Here is a 16,864-nt window from a genome sequence, read left to right as displayed (position 1 = left end):
GATCTTGCCGAGGTACATGACCGCGACGCGCTGCGAGAAGTGCCGGACGATCGCGAGGTCGTGGGCGATGAAGACGAACGCGATGCCGAGTTCCCGCTGCACCTTCTGGAGCAGGTTGACGACCTGGGCCTGGATGGAGACGTCCAGGGCGGAGACCGGTTCGTCGGCCACGATCAGCTTCGGTTCCAGGGCCAGGGCCCGGGCGACGCCGATGCGCTGGCGCTGGCCGCCGGAGAACTCGTGCGGGAACCGGTTGTAGTGCTCGGGGTTGAGGCCGACGATCTCCAGCAGTTCCCGGACGCGGCTCTCCCGGCCGCCGGGCGGGTTGATGCCGTTGATCTCCATCGGCCCGGAGATGATCTTGCCGACCGTCTGCCGCGGGTTCAGCGAGGCGTAGGGGTCCTGGAAGATCATCTGGATCTCGGAGCGGATCGGCGCCAGCTGCTTGCGCCCGGCATGCGTGATGTCCTGGCCCCGGTAGGTGACCTTGCCGCCGGTGGGCTCCAGCAGGCGGGTGATGAGCCGGCCCGTGGTCGACTTGCCGCAGCCGGACTCGCCGACCAGACCGAGGCTCTCGCCCTCGGCGACCTGGAAGTCCAGCCCGTCGACGGCCTGCACGGCGCCGACCGTCCGCTTGATCGGGAAGCCGCCCTTGATCGGGAAGTGCTTGGTGAGCCCGGAGACGTCCAGGAGGGGGGTGGTGCTGCTCATGGTGGTGAAGTCCCGTCTGAAGTCCGTCAGTGGCTGCGGGCCGCGGCGTGGTCGGAGAACAACTCGCTCTTCTGCTCCGGCGTCAGGTGGCAGGCGGCGCCCCGTCCGTCGACGATGTCCAGCACCGGCCGCTCGCTGGAGCAGCGCCCGCCGGCCACCTGGTCGGCGAACGCGCACCGCGGGTGGAAGCGGCAGCCGGACGGCGGGTTGAGCAGGGAGGGCGGTGAACCGGGGATCGGCGACAGCGGTACGTCGACCGGACCGTCCAGGCTGGGCATCGAGCTGAGCAGACCCACGGTGTACGGGTGCTGCGGGGTCCGGAGCACTTCCTGCTTCGTCCCGCGCTCCACGCACCGGCCGCCGTACATCACCAGCACGTCGTCCGCGATGTCCGCGATGACGCCCAGGTCGTGGGTGATGAAGATGATCGCGGTGCCGAACTCCTGCTGGAGGTCCTTCAGGAGGTCCATGATCTGCGCCTGGACCGTCACGTCGAGGGCCGTGGTCGGCTCGTCGGCGATCAGCAGCTCGGGGTCGCAGACCAGTGCCATGGCGATCATCGCGCGCTGGCGCATACCGCCGGAGAACTGGTGCGGGTAGTCGTCCACCCGCGCGTCCGGCTGCGGGATGCCGACCCTGCGGAGCATCTCGATCGCGCGCACCCGGGCGTCCTTCTTGGAGCAGCCGGTGTGCTTGCGGTACGTCTCGGCGATCTGCGCACCGATGGTGTGGTACGGCGACAGCGAGGCCAGGGCGTCCTGGAAGATCATCGACATCTTGTTGCCGCGGAGCCGCTCCAGCTCCTTCTCGGTGGCGGTGATCAGCTCTTTGTCGTCGAGCAGGATCTCGCCGTCGAGGGCGGTGTTGCGCCGGTCGTGCAGGCCCAGGACCGCCATGTTGGTGACGGACTTGCCCGAGCCGGACTCGCCGACGATGCCGAGGGTCTTGCCCTTCTCCAGGTCGAAGGAGAGCCCGTCGACGGCCTTGACGATGCCGTCCTCGGTGGAGAAGTGGACCTTGAGGTCGCGGACGGAGAGGAAGGGGGTGCTCATGGGTCTCTCCTTAAGCGAGGCGCACGCGCGGGTCGATCATGGCGTACACGGCGTCCACGATGATGTTGAAGACGACGATCGCGCCGGCGGCCACCATGACGACGCCCAGCAGCATGGGCAGGTCGTTGGTGCCGACCGCCTTCACCGAGAGCATGCCGAGGCCCTGGAGGCTGAAGGTCGACTCGGTGATGATGGCGCCGCCGAGCAGCACACCGAGGTCGAGACCGAAGATCGTGACGATCGGTCCCATCGCACCGCGCCAGGCGAACCGGAAGAACACCGTGCGGCGGGACAGGCCCTTGGCGCGGGCGGTGCGCACGTAGTCCTGGCTGAGCGACTCGACCATCTGGGAGCGCGTCATACGCGTGTAGTTGGCGGTGAAGATCAGCGACAGCACCAGCCACGGAACCAGCAGGCCGGAGAACCACTGGCCCGGGTTGTCCGTGAACGGTGTGTAGCTGGCCCGGTCCAGCAGATGCAGCTGGTCGACGAAGAGGTAGGTGGCGAAGACGCCGACGACGTAGATCTGCATCGAGGACGCGATCAGCGAGGCGGAGCTGGCGATCTTGTCCAGGGCCTTGCCCTGCTTGACGGCGGCCAGCATGCCGGTGCCGACACCGAAGATCAGGAAGACCACGGCGCTGCCGAGGGACAGGGAGATCGTGGTGGGGAAGCGGTCCAGGATGGTGTCCAGCACCGGCTCGCGGCTCTGGAACGAGAAGCCCAGGCACGGCGCGTCGCAGTGACCGAACGAACTGTAGTCCCGCCCTACGAACAGCCCCTTGAGCCATTCCCAGTACTGCACGGGGAGCGGGTCGGAGATCGCCAGGTTCTTCTTCACCAGTTCCAGGGTCTCTTGCGTGCAGACCTTGCCGCACGCGATGCGGGCGGGGTCGCGCGGAGCGGCGTAGAACAGGACGAACACCAGGGCGCTGATGATCAGCAGAATCACCGCGGCGCCGAGGATCCGGCGGACGAGGAAGCGGAACATGGCAGTTGGGATTTCCTGACGGATGCCGTAGGGGGGGGGTGAAACGGCGGGGCGGCATCCGGGCCGCCCCGCCTAGGGGGCCGTTCGTCAGGCCTTGACGAAGGTCTTGTACAGCAGGGTCGCGGAGAAGTTCGGGTCGAACTGGGCGCCGCCGACCTTGTTTCCGTAGACGTAGAAGCGACGCTGGTACGTCTCGGGGATCATCGGGGCGACCTCCTCCATGATCCGCTTGTCGAGCGCGGCCCAGGCCTTGCCGGCCTTCATCTGGTCGGGGATGATCGCGTTCTGCTTGATGCCCTCGTTGATCCAGTCGACGTCCGTCTGCGAGACGTTGTTCTTGCCGTTGCCGATGGCGTCACCGTCGAGCAGCGGCTGGATCATCGTGTAGGCGGTCGGCCAGTCCGGGGACCAGCCGCCCCACATCACGTCGTAGCTGTTGTCGATCTGCTGGACCTGGTCGTAGTACGACGTCGAGTCGACCGGCTTGATGACCGGGGTGAAGCCGGCCGCCTTCAGGGCGTTCTCGATGACGACCTTGGTCTTGTTGTAGGTCGGGTCCTGCGGGAAGGCGTAGACGACCTTCTGGCCGAGCTTGCCGGCCTCCTTCAGCAGCTTCTTCGCGGCCTCGGGGTCGCCCTGCGGCTTCTTCGACTTGTTGTACGGGTCGGTCTTCTGGTAGCCGATGATGTCGGGGCTGAGGACCGAGGTGGCGAAGTCGCCGGCGGACGGGCCGCCGTAGATCTGCCGGATCTGCTGCAGCGGCCAGGCGTGGATGAGGGCCTGGCGGACCTTCAGGTCGGTGATGCGCTTGGTGTTGATCCAGTAGAAGTACGTACCGGTGAGCAGACCGTTGAAGGTGCGCTTCTTCAGGTCCGGGTCGGTGAGGACCTTCTGGATGCGCTCGGCCGGGACGCCCTTGTAGATGGAGACACCGTAGGCGTCGTTGCCCTGGGAGGCGATGAGGCGGTCGACGCCGTCCAGCGTCTCGACACCGAAGTGGAACTCGAAGCCGTCCGGGTAGGCGTTGCGGATCGAGTCGGTCTTCGGGTCCCAGTTCTTGTTCCGGATCAGCACCATCGACTTGTCGGTGGTGTGCGCCTTGATCTTGTAGGGACCGCAGGCGACCGGCTTCTTGTCGTACTTCTCCTTGGTGTCCATCTTCACCGGCACGGCGGCGTAGGAGTGCATGGCCAGGGTGAAGTTGAAGTCCGGCTTCGACTCGGCCAGCTTGAAGGTGATCGTCCGCTTCGCCTTGTCGGTGACGATCGAGTCCAGGTGCTTGCCGCCGTACGGGCCGGGGTAGCCGTCACGCCACTTGCCGCCCTTGCCGGTCAGCGCGCGCTGGGCGTAGTCGGCGCCCTCGGTGACGAACGTCGCCCAGGAGCGCTCGAAGCCGTGGCGGACGTCGTCGACGGTCAGCTCGCTGCCGTCCTCCCACTTCAGACCCTCCTTCAGCGTGAAGGTCCAGGTCTTGTTGTCGTCGGAGGCCTTGCCGGCGTCGGTGGCGAGGTCGCCGACGAGCTTCTGCTTGCCGCTGGAGTCGATCTTGTAACCGGTCAGGCAGCGGTGCAGCAGCAGCGCGACGGTGGAGTTGTACGCGTAGTAGATGCGCTGCGGGTCGAGGTGCGAGAAGTCGTCCGGGGCCAGACCGTAGATCGTGCCGCCCGTCTTGGCACCGGCGATCTCCGGGGCCGGACCGGTGGAGTCGGACGCGGTGCCGATGGTGACCTTGGCGCCGGTGTACTCCGTGGCGCCGGTGTTCCGGGAACCGCTACCGCCCGAGTCACCGCTGCTGCAGGCGGACAGCACCGTCGAGCCCGCGGCCGCGACAGAGGTTGCGATCAAGAAGTTTCTGCGGGAAAAGGACATGGCTGGCCTGTTCTGGTGGAGGAACGAAGTGGTGCTGGAAGCCCCGGCAGGGCCCCGTCGCCGCGGCCGGGGGTGGTACTCAGCGTTTGGTCTTGGGGTCCAGGGCGTCACGGACCGAGTCACCGAGAAGGTTGAAGGCGACCACGAAGATCACCATCGTCAGACCCGGGAAGAGCATGAAGGTGATGTCGTCCTGGTAGAACTTGGCGCCGTTCTGGATCATCACGCCCCAGTCGGGGGTGGGGTCCGTGAGGCCGACGCCGACGAAGGCGAGACCCGCCTCGGCCGTCACGTAGGCCGGGAGGAGCAGCGTCGCCTGGATGAGGATCGGCGTCCACAGGTTGGGCAGCAGTTCCTTGAAGATGATCCGCGCCGGGGAGGCGCCGGTGATCTTGGCCGCCTCGACGAACTCCCGCTCGCGCAGGGCGAGGACCTCGCCGCGCAGCAGACGGGCGATGGAGGCCCAGCCGAAGGCCGTCATCACGAGGATGAGGCTGGTCACGGTCAGCCAGACTGGCGTGTTCTCCTCCGGCGACACGAAGATCGCCATGACCACCGGCCAGAAGGCGATGAAGAAGAGGGTCTGCGGGAAGGCCAGCAGGATGTCGGTCACGCGGCCGACGAAGTAGTCCGTCTTGCCTCCGAGGTAGCCGGCGGTGATGCCGACGACGACGCCGAGCAGGGTCGTCAGCAGGGCCGCGGCGGTCGCGATCAGCAGCGAGTTGCGGATGCCGTAGAGCAGGAAGGTGAAGACGTCCCGGCCGAGCTGCGGCTCGATGCCGAACCAGAAGTCCGAGCTGATGCCGCCGTTGGCCTTGATCGGGAAGTTGAACTCGTTCAACAGGCCCGGGATGTTCATGCCGTAGGTGGTGTACGGGTCCTTGCCGTACAGCTTGGCTATGAGCGGCGCCAGGATGCCCGCGACGAAGAAGAAGATCACCACGAAGGCGGATATGACGCCCGTCCTGTCCCGCTTGAAGCGGATCCAGGCCAGCCGTCCCGGAGAGCGGCTTTCGGTGCCCTTGGGGGTGCCGAGCTTCGCCGTTGCGGCGGTGTCTTCGTCGGTCACCTCAAGTGGGGCGGCCGGGGAAGGGGTTGCGGGGGTCATGATGCTCCGTGCCTTGTGGGTCAAGGCTCCGCAGGGCGCTCCCCTACGGGCTACGCCGGACTTTTTCAACGCAATTCATTCAAGGTCAATAAATTCTCGACCGCCTTGGTTTTCTCTTTACCTTTTTTGCCCTCACTTGACCGTTCCGTAGCTACGCGGGTAGCGCGCTGTAACCAATCCGTGCTTCACATCGGACCAACTGCGCGAAACGGGCAACGAGTTCGATATGCGGACGGTGGAGTGTCGAAATGCGTACATCGGAACGGCCCAATCCAACGTTTCGGCATCGTTACACGAAGATCTATTGCGCCGGACGGTCAAGATCATCAGTGTGCCCGGCGTCCGGTGCCTGCATTCGGATGACGTGTCCCTCTAAAGGCCGCCCAATCGGGCAGTGCGTGTGAGCTGTGCGCGGTATGTGTCGTTATCGACCGGTAAGCGATCACGGCTCACGGAGGAGGGACGCCATGCGTGGCATCACGCACGCCCGATGGGCCGCCGGTGCGCTGGCGACAGTGCTCGTGGCCGCGGGCTGCGGGGTCGGCGGAGCCGCCGGCGGCGGCAACGGCGGCGCCGTGCTCAGCTCCTCCTGGGGCGACCCGCAGAACCCGCTGGAGCCGGCCAACACCAACGAGGTGCAGGGCGGCAAGGTCCTCGACATGATCTTCCGGGGACTGAAGAAGTACGACCCCAGGACCGGCCGGGCCCAGGACTGGCTGGCCCGGTCCGTCCGGACGAAGGACTCCCGGAACTTCACCGTCACGCTCAGGGACGGCTGGACCTTCTCCGACGGCGAGAAGGTCACCGCCCACTCCTTCGTGGACGCCTGGAACTACGGGGCGAGCCTGCGCAACAACCAGAAGAACGCCTACTTCTTCGGCTACATCGACGGATACGACAAGGTCCACCCCGACAGCGGCGGCCAGCGCGCCGACACCCTGTCCGGACTGAAGGTGGTCGACGACCGCACCTTCACCGTGAAGCTCAACCAGAAGTTCTCCGGCTTCCCCGACACCCTCGGCTACGCGGCCTTCGCCCCGCTGCCCCGCTCCTTCTTCACCGACCACGCCGCGTGGGTGAAGAAGCCGGTCGGCAACGGCCCCTACACCATCGAGTCCTATACGAGGGGCTCGCAGATGTACCTGAGGAAGTGGGACGGCTACCCCGGTCCGGACAAGGCCCGCAACGACGGCGTGACCCTCATGGTCTACACCGACAGCAACACCGCCTACACCGACCTCCTGGCGGGCAACCTCGACCTCGCCGACGACATCCCCGCCGCGCAGCTGAAGAACGTCGAGGGCGACCTCGGCGACCGCTACCTCAACACCCCGGCGGGCATCATCCAGACCCTCGCCTTCCCCTACTACGACAAGGCGTGGAACAGGCCGGGCTCGGCCAAGGTCCGCACCGGCCTGTCCATGGCCATCGACCGCAGGCAGATCACGGACACGATCTTCCGCGGCACCCGGACCCCGGCCACCGACTGGACCTCCCCGGTGCTCGGCGCCGCCGGCGGCTTCAAGGCCGGCCTGTGCGGCAGGGCGTGCGAGTACGACCCCGTCCGTGCCAAGGCCCTGATCAAGGAGGGCGGCGGCATCCCCGGCGGCCAGGTCAAGATCACGTACAACGCGGACACGGGCTCGCACAAGCAGTGGGTGGACGCCGTGTGCAACTCCATCAACAACGCCGTCGGCGACGACAAGGCGTGCGTCGGCAACCCGGTCGGCACCTTCGCCGACTTCCGCAACCAGCTCGGAGCGCACAAGATGACCGGCCCCTTCCGGGCGGGCTGGCAGATGGACTACCCGCTCATCCAGAACTTCCTCCAGCCGCTCTACTACACCGGCGCCTCCTCCAACGACGGCAAGTGGTCCGACAAGGACTTCGACCGCCTGGTGAACCGGGCCAACGCCGAGACGGACACCGCCAGGTCGGTCGCCGGCTTCCAGCAGGCCGAGAAGGTCGTCCGGGACAACATGGCCGCCATCCCGCTGTGGTACCAGAACGGCAACGCCGGCTACTCCGACCGGCTCTCCCACGTGGCGCTCAACCCGTTCAGCGTGCCGGTCTACAACGAGATCAAGGTCGGCTGAGCCGGCATGGGACGCTACGTCGTCCGGCGGCTGCTGCAGATGGTCCCGGTGTTCGTCGGGGCCACGCTGCTGATCTTCCTGATGGTGAACGTGATGGGCGACCCCGTCGCGGGCCTGTGCGGGGAGCGGGCCTGCGACCCGGCGACCGCGGCGCAGCTGAAGCGGGAGTTCGGCCTCGACAAGCCGCTGTGGCAGCAGTACCTCACCTACATGGCGAAGGTCTTCACCGGCGACTTCGGTACGGCCTTCAACGGCCAGCCGGTCACCGAACTGATGGCGACCGCCTTCCCCGTCACCGTCCGGCTCACCGTCGTGGCCGTCCTCTTCGAGATCGTCATCGGCATCACGCTGGGCGTGGTGACCGGACTGCGGCGCGGCCGGCCCGTCGACACCGGGGTGCTCCTGGCCACCCTGGTCGTGATCTCCGTGCCGACCTTCGTCACCGGTCTGCTGCTGCAACTGCTGCTCGGCATCAGGTGGGGGTGGATCAGACCCTCGGTCCGCTACGGCACCTTCGGCGAGCTGATCGTGCCCGGCCTGGTCCTCGCCTCCGTCTCCCTGGCCTACGTCACCCGGCTGACCCGCACCTCCATCGCGGAGAACAAGCGGTCCGACTACGTCCGCACGGCGATCGCCAAGGGCCTGCCCCGGCGCCGGGTCATCACCCGGCACCTGCTGCGCAACTCCCTGATCCCCGTGGTCACCTTCATCGGCACCGACGTCGGCGCGCTGATGGGCGGCGCGATCGTCACCGAGCGGATCTTCAACATCCACGGCGTCGGCTACCAGCTCTACCAGGGCATCCTGCGCCAGAACACCCAGACGGTGGTCGGCTTCGTGACCGTGCTCGTGCTGGTCTTCCTGGTCGCCAACCTGCTCGTGGACCTGCTCTACGCCGTACTCGACCCGAGGATCCGCTATGCCTGAGCAGCCGTACGAGCCCGAGGGCGCGATCGCCGGCACCGGTATGGGCGGCGCGATGGACCTCGGCGCGAGCGAGGCGGTGTCGCTGGAGCGGACGCCCGGCGGGCCCGAGGGCACCGGACCGGCCGGCAGACCCCGGTCCCTGTGGTCCGACGCCTGGCGGGACCTGCGCCGCAACCCGGTCTTCCTGCTCTCCGCGCTGGTCATCGTCTTCCTCGTCGTCATCTCCCTGTGGCCCTCGGCGATCGCCTCCGGCAGCCCCCTGACGTGCGACCTGGCCAAGTCCCAGGACGGCCCCGCACCGGGCGCCCCCTTCGGCTACGACGGCCAGGGCTGCAACGTCTACACCCGCACCGTCTACGGCGCCCGTACGTCCGTCACGGTCGGCCTGTGCGCCACGCTCGGGGTGGCCCTGTTCGGGTCGGTGCTCGGCGGGCTGGCGGGCTACTACGGCGGCCTCTGGGACTCGGTCCTCTCCCGCGTCACCGACGTCTTCTTCGCCATCCCGGTCGTCCTCGGCGGTCTCGTCCTCCTCTCCGTCGTGACCTCCAATACGGTCTGGCCGGTCGTCGGGTTCATGGTGCTGCTCGGCTGGCCGCAGATCTCCCGGATCGCCCGTGGCGCGGTCATCACCGCCAAGCAGAACGACTACGTCCAGGCCGCCCGTGCCCTGGGCGCCTCCGACTCCCGCATCCTGCTCCGGCACATCGCCCCGAACGCGGTGGCGCCCGTCATCGTCGTCGCGACCATCGCGCTCGGCACGTACATCGCCCTGGAGGCCACGCTGTCCTACCTCGGCGTCGGCCTGAAGCCGCCCAGCGTCTCCTGGGGCATCGACATCTCCGCCGCCTCCCCGTTCATCCGCAACGCCCCGCACGCCCTGCTGTGGCCCGCGGGCGCCCTCGCCGTCACGGTCCTGGCCTTCATCATGCTCGGCGACGCGGTCCGCGACGCCCTCGACCCGAAACTGAGGTGATGGCGCCGTGCTGCTCGAAGTGCGGGACCTGCACGTGGAGTTCCGGACCCGGGAGGGTGCCGCCCACGCCGTCAACGGGGTGAGCTACGCGGTCGACGCGGGCGAGACGCTGGCCGTCCTCGGCGAGTCCGGCTCCGGCAAGTCGGTGACGGCGCAGGCCGTGATGGGCATCCTGGACATGCCGCCGGGCCGGATCACCGGCGGGCGCATCCTGTTCCAGGGGCAGGACCTGCTGCGGATGAGGGAACGGGAGCGGCGCAGGATCCGGGGCGCCGGCATGGCGATGATCTTCCAGGACGCGCTGTCCGCCCTCAACCCGGTCCTGTCCGTGGGGGACCAGCTGGCGGAGATGTTCGTCGTGCACCGGGGGGCGTCCAGGAAACAGGCGCGGGCCAGGGCCGTCGAGCTGATGGAGCGGGTGCGCATCCCGGCGGCGGCGCAGCGGGTGCGGGACTATCCCCACCAGTTCTCCGGCGGCATGCGCCAGCGCATCATGATCGCCATGGCGCTGGCCCTGGAACCGGCGCTGATCATCGCCGACGAGCCCACCACCGCCCTGGACGTCACGGTCCAGGCCCAGGTCATGGAACTGCTCGCGGAGTTGCAGCGCGAGTACCGCATGGGGCTGGTCCTGATCACCCACGACCTGGGGGTGGTCGCGGACGTCGCCGACCGGATCGCGGTGATGTACGCCGGGAAGATCGTCGAATCGGCGCCCGTGCGCGACCTCTACAAGGCCCCGGCCCACCCCTACACCCGCGGTCTGCTCGACTCCGTCCCCCGCCTGGACCGCAAGGGGCAGGAGCTGTACGCCATCAAGGGGCTGCCGCCCAGCCTCCTGCGCGTCCCGCCGGGCTGCGCCTTCCACCCGCGCTGCCCGATGGCCCGGGACGTGTGCCGCACGGACGAACCCCCGCTGTACACGGTGTCCGGGAGCAGGGGCAGTGCCTGCCACTTCTGGAGGGAGTGCCTCGATGGCTGAACCGGTCCTCGAAGTGACCGGCCTCGTCAAGCACTACCCGCTGACCCGGGGCGTGCTGTTCAAGAAGCAGGTCGGCGCGGTGAAGGCGGTCGACGGCGTCGACTTCACCCTCGGCCGGGGCGAGACCCTGGGCGTCGTGGGCGAGTCGGGCTGCGGCAAGTCGACGGTCGCGAGACTGCTGTGCAGCCTGGAGCGCCCCACGGCCGGTGCCATCCGGTTCAGGGGTGAGGACATCACCAGGCTGTCGGGCAGGGCCCTGAAGGCCGTGCGCCGCAACATCCAGATGGTCTTCCAGGACCCGTACACCTCGCTCAACCCGCGCATGACGGTCGGCGACATCATCGGGGAGCCGTACGACATCCACCCCGAGGTGGCCCCCAGGGGCGACCGGCGCCGCAGGGTCCAGGAACTGCTGGACGTGGTCGGTCTGGACCCGGAGTACGTCAACCGCTACCCCCACCAGTTCTCCGGGGGCCAGCGCCAGCGCATCGGCATCGCCCGGGGGCTGGCGCTGCGGCCCGAGGTCATCGTCGCCGACGAACCGGTGTCCGCGCTGGACGTGTCGGTACAGGCCCAGGTGATCAACCTGATGGACCGGCTCCAGTCGGAGTTCGGGCTGTCCTACGTCTTCATCGCGCACGACCTGTCGATCGTCCGGCACATCTCGGACCGGGTCGGGGTCATGTACCTGGGCCGGATCGTGGAGATCGGGCGGGACGCCGAGATCTACGACCACGCCACGCACCCCTACACCCAGGCGCTGCTCTCCGCGGTGCCCGTGCCCGACCCGGAGGCGCGGGACCGCCGCGAGCGGATCATCCTCACCGGGGACGTGCCCTCGCCGACGGACATCCCCTCCGGCTGCCGGTTCCGCACCCGCTGCTGGAAGGCGCAGCCCCGGTGCGCGCGCGAGGTGCCGGTGCTGGCGGTGCCCGCGGCCTTCCGGGCCCCGGACGGCCCCGCGGCCCATGCCTCGGCGTGCCACTTCGCGGAGGAGGCCGTGCCGGTCGCGCCCGCCCCGCCACGGGAGCCGCGCCCGCACGGCGACGGGCCGGGGTGACATGGTGCACCCCGGCCCGTCCACGGCACCCGCACGGCCGTACGGAGTTCAGATTCCCGTGTCCGTATATCGGTACCGCTTCCGCGAAGTTGCCTGCGCGTTAACGAGGTTCAGGACCGCGCGGCCGGGGGCAGCGAACGCCGCAGGAAGTCCAGCTGGAGGCGGAGCAGGTTCTCCGCGACCGTCTCCTGCGGGGTCATGTGGGTCACCCCGGACAGCGGCAGCACCTCGTGCGGGCGGCCGGCGGCCAGCAGGGCGGAGGACAGCCGCAGGGAGTGGGCGACGACCACGTTGTCGTCCGCCAGCCCGTGGACGACCATCATCGGGCGGTGCGGCTCGGCCGGGTCGACCAGGCCCTCGTCGTCGATCACCGAGTTGCGGCGGTAGACCTCCGGCCGCTCGTCCGGGAGGCCGAGGTAGCGCTCCTGGTAGTGGGTGTCGTACAGCCGCAGGTCGGTGACCGGGGCGCCGACCACCGCCGCGTGGAAGACGTCCGGCCGGCGCAGCACCGCGAGCGCCGCCAGGTAGCCGCCGAAGGACCAGCCCCGGATCGCGACCCGGTCCAGGTCCAGCGGGTACCGCCCGGCGAGCGCGTGCAGGGCGTCCACCTGGTCCTGGACCACCACGGCGGCCAGGTCGTCCCGGATCTCCTTCTCCCAGCCGGGCGAGCGGCCCGGGGTGCCCCGGCCGTCGGCGACGATCACCGCGAAGCCCTGGTCGGCGAACCACTGGGAGGTGAGGTGGGCGTTGTGCGCGGCCACCACCCGCTGCCCGTGCGGGCCGCCGTAGGGGTCGAGCAGAACCGGCAGGGGAGTGTCCCCGTGGTAGTCCCGCGGCATAAGCACGGCGCACGGAATTTGTCGTGCGCCCCCCTCGGTGAGCGTCACCCGCGGGGACAAACCAGGATCTTCGGCGTACGACCGGACAGTTGACGTCACTTTTCCGTCACGCAGCACCTGGACACGGGCGCCCGGCCTGTCCAGTGCCGCGGACACCAGGACGGTCACACCCCCGGCGCGTACCGCCGTGTGCACACCGGGCTCCTGGGACAGCCGTTCCACGCCCAGTTCGTTCACCCGGTACACATGGACTTCGCCGATCTCCGGCGCCGGTGCCTCCGTGCCCGCCGAGGCGGAGACGAGTACGTCGTCCGCACCCACGTCCAGGACCGCACGGATGTGCAACTGCGCGCTGGTCAGCGGCCGTTCGCCGACCGCGAGCACGCGTGCGCCGCCCTCGTCCGCGATCCGGACGAGCTGCCCCGACGGGCTCCAGCAGGGCACGCCGGCGAACAGTTCAAGCCAAGTTGGATCTTCGTCGGCGTGCACCATCCGGGTGGCCCCCGTCTCCGGGTCCACCGCCAGGTACAACTGGCTGCGCTGGTCCCGGGCCTGGACGAGGATCAATGGTGCGCCCGCCTCTGACCAGTGCACACGCGCCAGGTACGGATACCGGGACCGGTCCCATGCGACCTCCGTGCGCTCCCCGTCCAGGCCGACGACGAACAGCCGCACGTCCGCGTTCGGTGTGCCCGCCGCGGGGTACCCGATGCTGTTGGGCTCACGGTCGGGGCGGGCCGGGTCCGAGATCCACCACTGCTGGACCGGCGTGTCGTCCACGCGCGCGACGAGCAGCCGGTCCGACCGCGGCGACCACCAGAACCCCCGAGAGCGCGCCATCTCCTCGGCCGCGACGAACTCGGCGAGACCATAGCCGATCCCCGCCGACTCCGGCTCGGCCAGCGCCCGGTCGCCTTCCCCCTCGGCACCCACCACGCGCAGCCCGCCCCGCGACACGTACGCGACGTGCCGGCCGTCAGGGGAGGGGCGCGGGTCGACCACCGGCCCCGGGACGCGGAGTTCACGCGTCGTCCCGGCGCGCAGCTCCGCCGTGAAGAGCCGCCCTGACAAGGCGAAAGAGGCCAACTCCAGGGCGCCGTCGGTGGCATAGCCGACGATGCCGGCGCCGCCCTCCCGGCTGCGCTCCCGGCGGGCCCGCTCCTCGGCGGAAAGCTCTTCGCGGGCGCCCTGGAGGAGCGTGCCCGGATCGGCCGCCGGGCGCTCGGTGCCGTCCGCAAGGTCCAGCACCCACAGGGAGTTGGCCCGGTCGGTGCCGGATCCGGAACGCAGGAAAGCCACACGCGAACCGTCGGGCGCCACGGTGAACGCGCGCGGCGCGCCGAGCGTGAACCGCTGGGTCCGGGCGTGCCGACGGGGGAAGGAGTCAGCCTCGGTCGTCATACCCCGACCATATTGGCCATGCGCCCCCTTGTGCGGCCGTGCGCCGAGCGATGCGCGCGTACGGATAGTTATGATCACTACCGCACCGTGGGTATGAACCTGCTGGCGTCTGCATGGATTTGCTCAACTGATCTAGAACCCGTCCCTGGGATCTTTGGAGGTGAGCCGCCGTGGCACTCTCGATTTCGGCGGTGGTGCTGCTGGCGATCATCGTCTTCTTGTTGATCAAGAAGTCGGGCCTGAAGGGTGGCCATGCCGTCGTCTGCGTTCTGCTCGGTTTCTATCTCGCCTCCTCGACCGTCGCTCCCACGATCAGCGAGCTGACGACCAACGTCGCCAGCATGATCGGCAGCATCAAGTTCTGACGCCCCGCGACCCGCCCGGCGACGGGGGCGGCCGGGCGGGGTTCGGCGAACCGGGCGGCCGCCTCATAGGCTGACCTCATGACGGAACTGCCAGCCCGGCGTCTGCTCCTGGTGCACGCGCACCCGGACGACGAGTCGATCAACAACGGCGCGACCATGGCCAAGTACGCGGCCGAGGGTGCCCACGTGACCCTGGTCACCTGCACCCTGGGCGAGCGCGGCGAGGTCATTCCGCCGGAGCTGCGGCATCTGAGCGGTCCCGCGCTCGGCGCGCACCGGCGCGGCGAGCTGGCCGCGGCCCTGGCCGCGCTCGGCGTCACCGACGGCCGGCTGCTCGGCGGCGCCGGGCGGTACGGCGACTCGGGGATGACGGGCCTGCCCGACAACGACGACCCCGGCTGCCTCTGGCAGGCCGATCCGGACGAGGCGGCCGGCCGGCTCGCCGAGGTGATCCTGGAGGTCCGCCCGCAGGTCCTCGTCACGTACGACGACAACGGCGGCTACGGCCACCCGGACCACGTCCAGGCCCACCGCATCGCCATGCGCGCGGCCGACCTCGCGGCCGAACGCGGCCACCGGATCGCCAAGGTGTACTGGAACCGCGTCCCGCGCTCCGTCGCCGAAGCCGCCTTCGCCCGCCTCCAGGACGAGCTGCCCGCACTGCCGTTCGAAAAGAGCGCCGCGGTGGACGACGTACCCGGTGTGGTCGACGACGAGCGGATCACCACCACGATCGACGGCACCGCGCACGCCGCCGCCAAGGCCGCCGCGATGCGCGCCCACGCCACCCAGATCGAGGTGGCCGAGCCGTACTTCGCGCTCTCCAACGACCTCGCCCAGCCGCTGTTCACGACCGAGTACTACGAGTTGGTGCGCGGGACGGGACAGCGCGGGGAGACCGACCTGTTCGCCGGTGTCGAGGAGGCGTCATGAGCGACGGCGGACCGGGCTCGCTGCTCGCCCAGCCGCTGCGCGCGCCCACCCCCGGGCGGGCCGCGGCCCACGTCGGACTGCTGCTGCTCGGCGCGGTCACGGGCCTCGCCGGGGCCCTGGTGCAGCCCGCGTGGTTCCCCGGCGGGCTGCTGCTCGCCCTCGCGGGTGCCGCCGGGCTCTTCCTCGGCGGGGCGTACGCCACCGGCGGCCGCAGCGGGGCCGTCGCCCCGGCGGCCGGCTGGATCGTCGCAGTCGTCCTGCTCACCACCACGCGCCCGGAAGGCGACTTCCTGTTCGGGGCGGGCGGCGGCTCGTACCTCTTCCTGCTCGGCGGGATGGCCCTCGCTGTGATCTGTGCCACCGTCGGCGCCGGACGGCAACCCCCCGCCGGTCCCGCCCGACTTGACAAGTGACGTACCACTTCGCCGTGCGGCACGCGTGCGAGTCCCGTGTGGGTTTCCTCAGCGGTCATGGGATAAGCGCCAGAAGCGGCCAGTATGGTGGTGCGCGCCGCCGAGCCTCCCCCAAGTTCTCGACTGCGCTCGAACAGGGGGTACCCCCAGCTGAGGTCGAAACGGGCGGCGGAGCCAACCGGGAGAACCTGCCTTGAGTCGTGAAACTGACACTCCGTCCTCCGGGCCCGACGGGCGCGGGGGAGCCGCATACCCCTCCGGCACGCCGCCGTACGGGACCCCCATGGCTCCCGAAGACGGCACCGGCGCCGGCCGTCCGGGCACGCGGCCGGAGGAGAAGAAGACCGAGACCACGCTGACGACCCGGATCCGGATCAACATCCCCGGGTCCCGGCCCATCCCGCCGGTCGTCATGCGCACGCCCGTCGCGGAGGGCGAGGGCACCGCCGACGAGGCGCCCGCCACCGAGCCCCGGCCTGCGGCCGACCGGACGCCCGCCGCCTCCGCCGGCACCGCCGAGGCCCCTGCCGAGCCCGCGGCCCAGGCGGAGGAGAGGACGAGCGACTGGTTCGCGCCCCGCAAGTCCGGTGCCCCCAAGGGCGGTCCGGGCGCGGGCGGGACGAACGGCGCCGGGCAGCCCGGCGGTTCCGCTCCTTCGGCCCCCTCCGCCGGCGCGGTGAGCCCCCGTAAGGGTGGTCCCGGTGCGTCCGGCGCGGCCGGTACCACCGGCGCGCGCCCCGGTGGCGGCCGTCCGGGTGGCGGCGGTCCCGGCGGCCGTCCGGGTGGTGTGGTCGGTTCCATGAGCGTGCCGGGCGGCTCCCGCTCCGGCGGCACCAACGGCAAGGGCCTGCCCGGCGCCACCGGCGGCCCCGTCGCCCCGGGACACGGCGGCGGCACCGGCTCCTTCGACGTGACCGAGGTGCTGACCGCGGGCCCGCTGGGCGGCGGCTCCCGCCCCGGCTCCCCGGGCTCCGACGAGCCCCGCCGGGACGACCTGCCGTACTTCTCGGAGCCCGGCCAGGACGACGGCAACGGCTTCGGCTCCGGCACGGCGGCCCCGAACGGCCACGACGGCTACGGCGTGCCCGCGGGCGGCGCCCACGGCCACGGCGGCCCCGGCGGCGTCAGCGGCTTCGACGGCCCC

14 protein-coding genes and 1 pseudogene are annotated in these 16,864 nt (G+C 69.8%); 9 read left to right on the top strand and 6 right to left on the bottom strand.

Going from position 1 to position 16,864, the window contains the following annotated elements; genetic code table 11:
* From GT045_RS13535 to GT045_RS13515, 5 genes are all read right to left on the bottom strand, one after another.
* Positions 1-711, bottom strand: a 711-nt coding sequence (locus tag GT045_RS13535; RefSeq protein ID WP_161334310.1) for a dipeptide/oligopeptide/nickel ABC transporter ATP-binding protein, incomplete at its 3' end; no start/stop codon positions are given.
* A gap of 26 nt (positions 712-737) precedes the next feature.
* Positions 738-1,763, bottom strand: a complete 1,026-nt coding sequence (locus GT045_RS13530; RefSeq protein ID WP_161287211.1) for an ABC transporter ATP-binding protein — start codon at positions 1,761-1,763, stop codon at positions 738-740.
* Positions 1,764-1,773: 10 nt separating this feature from the next.
* Entirely contained in the window at positions 1,774-2,754 is a 981-nt protein-coding gene (locus GT045_RS13525) for an ABC transporter permease (RefSeq protein ID WP_161334309.1), read from the bottom strand.
* Between the two features lie 87 nt (positions 2,755-2,841).
* A complete protein-coding gene (locus tag GT045_RS13520; RefSeq protein WP_161287209.1) occupies positions 2,842-4,623 on the bottom strand; it encodes an ABC transporter substrate-binding protein in 1,782 nt (593 codons plus the stop codon).
* A 79-nt stretch (positions 4,624-4,702) separates the two neighbouring features.
* Positions 4,703-5,731 (bottom strand): ABC transporter permease, encoded by a 1,029-nt coding sequence (locus tag GT045_RS13515; RefSeq protein WP_161287208.1) that lies wholly within the window; start codon positions 5,729-5,731, stop codon positions 4,703-4,705.
* A gap of 467 nt (positions 5,732-6,198) precedes the next feature.
* Here GT045_RS13515 and GT045_RS13510 point away from each other — a divergent pair, with 467 nt between their 5' ends.
* The 5 genes from GT045_RS13510 to GT045_RS13490 are packed head-to-tail and all read left to right on the top strand — an operon-like array spanning position 6,199 to position 11,769.
* Complete coding sequence (locus GT045_RS13510; RefSeq protein ID WP_161287207.1) at positions 6,199-7,827, top strand: ABC transporter substrate-binding protein; 1,629 nt, start codon at positions 6,199-6,201, stop codon at positions 7,825-7,827.
* A gap of 6 nt (positions 7,828-7,833) precedes the next feature.
* On the top strand, positions 7,834-8,754 hold the full coding sequence (locus tag GT045_RS13505) for an ABC transporter permease (protein ID WP_161287206.1): 921 nt from the start codon (positions 7,834-7,836) through the stop codon (positions 8,752-8,754).
* Positions 8,747-9,727, top strand: coding sequence for an ABC transporter permease (locus tag GT045_RS13500; RefSeq protein ID WP_161287205.1), 981 nt, complete (start codon positions 8,747-8,749; stop codon positions 9,725-9,727). The genes GT045_RS13505 and GT045_RS13500 overlap by 8 nt, the downstream gene beginning before the upstream one ends.
* Before the next feature lie 7 nt (positions 9,728-9,734).
* A complete protein-coding gene (locus tag GT045_RS13495) occupies positions 9,735-10,709 on the top strand; it encodes an ABC transporter ATP-binding protein (RefSeq protein ID WP_161287204.1) in 975 nt (324 codons plus the stop codon).
* Entirely contained in the window at positions 10,702-11,769 is a 1,068-nt protein-coding gene (locus GT045_RS13490) for a dipeptide ABC transporter ATP-binding protein (protein ID WP_161334308.1), read from the top strand. Before GT045_RS13495 ends, GT045_RS13490 begins: the two co-directional genes overlap by 8 nt.
* Positions 11,770-11,879: 110 nt before the next feature.
* Here the strand turns inward: GT045_RS13490 and GT045_RS13485 are convergent, their stop codons facing one another.
* Positions 11,880-14,009 (bottom strand): prolyl oligopeptidase family serine peptidase, encoded by a 2,130-nt coding sequence (locus GT045_RS13485; RefSeq protein WP_161334307.1) that lies wholly within the window; start codon positions 14,007-14,009, stop codon positions 11,880-11,882.
* 170 nt (positions 14,010-14,179) lie between these two features.
* On the opposite strand from GT045_RS13485, the gene GT045_RS13480 reads away from it, so the two are divergent.
* The 4 genes and pseudogenes from GT045_RS13480 to GT045_RS13465 all read left to right on the top strand — a co-directional run.
* Entirely contained in the window at positions 14,180-14,374 is a 195-nt protein-coding gene (locus GT045_RS13480; protein ID WP_161287201.1) for a hypothetical protein, read from the top strand.
* Between the two features lie 78 nt (positions 14,375-14,452).
* Complete coding sequence (gene mshB, locus GT045_RS13475; protein WP_161287200.1) at positions 14,453-15,307, top strand: N-acetyl-1-D-myo-inositol-2-amino-2-deoxy-alpha-D-glucopyranoside deacetylase; 855 nt, start codon at positions 14,453-14,455, stop codon at positions 15,305-15,307.
* On the top strand, positions 15,304-15,720 hold the full coding sequence (locus GT045_RS13470; RefSeq protein ID WP_161287199.1) for a DUF6113 family protein: 417 nt from the start codon (positions 15,304-15,306) through the stop codon (positions 15,718-15,720). The genes mshB and GT045_RS13470 overlap by 4 nt, the downstream gene beginning before the upstream one ends.
* A gap of 193 nt (positions 15,721-15,913) precedes the next feature.
* Positions 15,914-16,864: pseudogene (locus tag GT045_RS13465) on the top strand (hypothetical protein); the annotation flags it as partial.

The organism is Streptomyces sp. SID486 (genome assembly GCF_009865385.1).
GTDB lineage: Bacteria > Actinomycetota > Actinomycetes > Streptomycetales > Streptomycetaceae > Streptomyces.
Note: the sequence above shows the minus strand (reverse complement) of the source record. Positions and strands in the feature narration are given on the sequence as shown.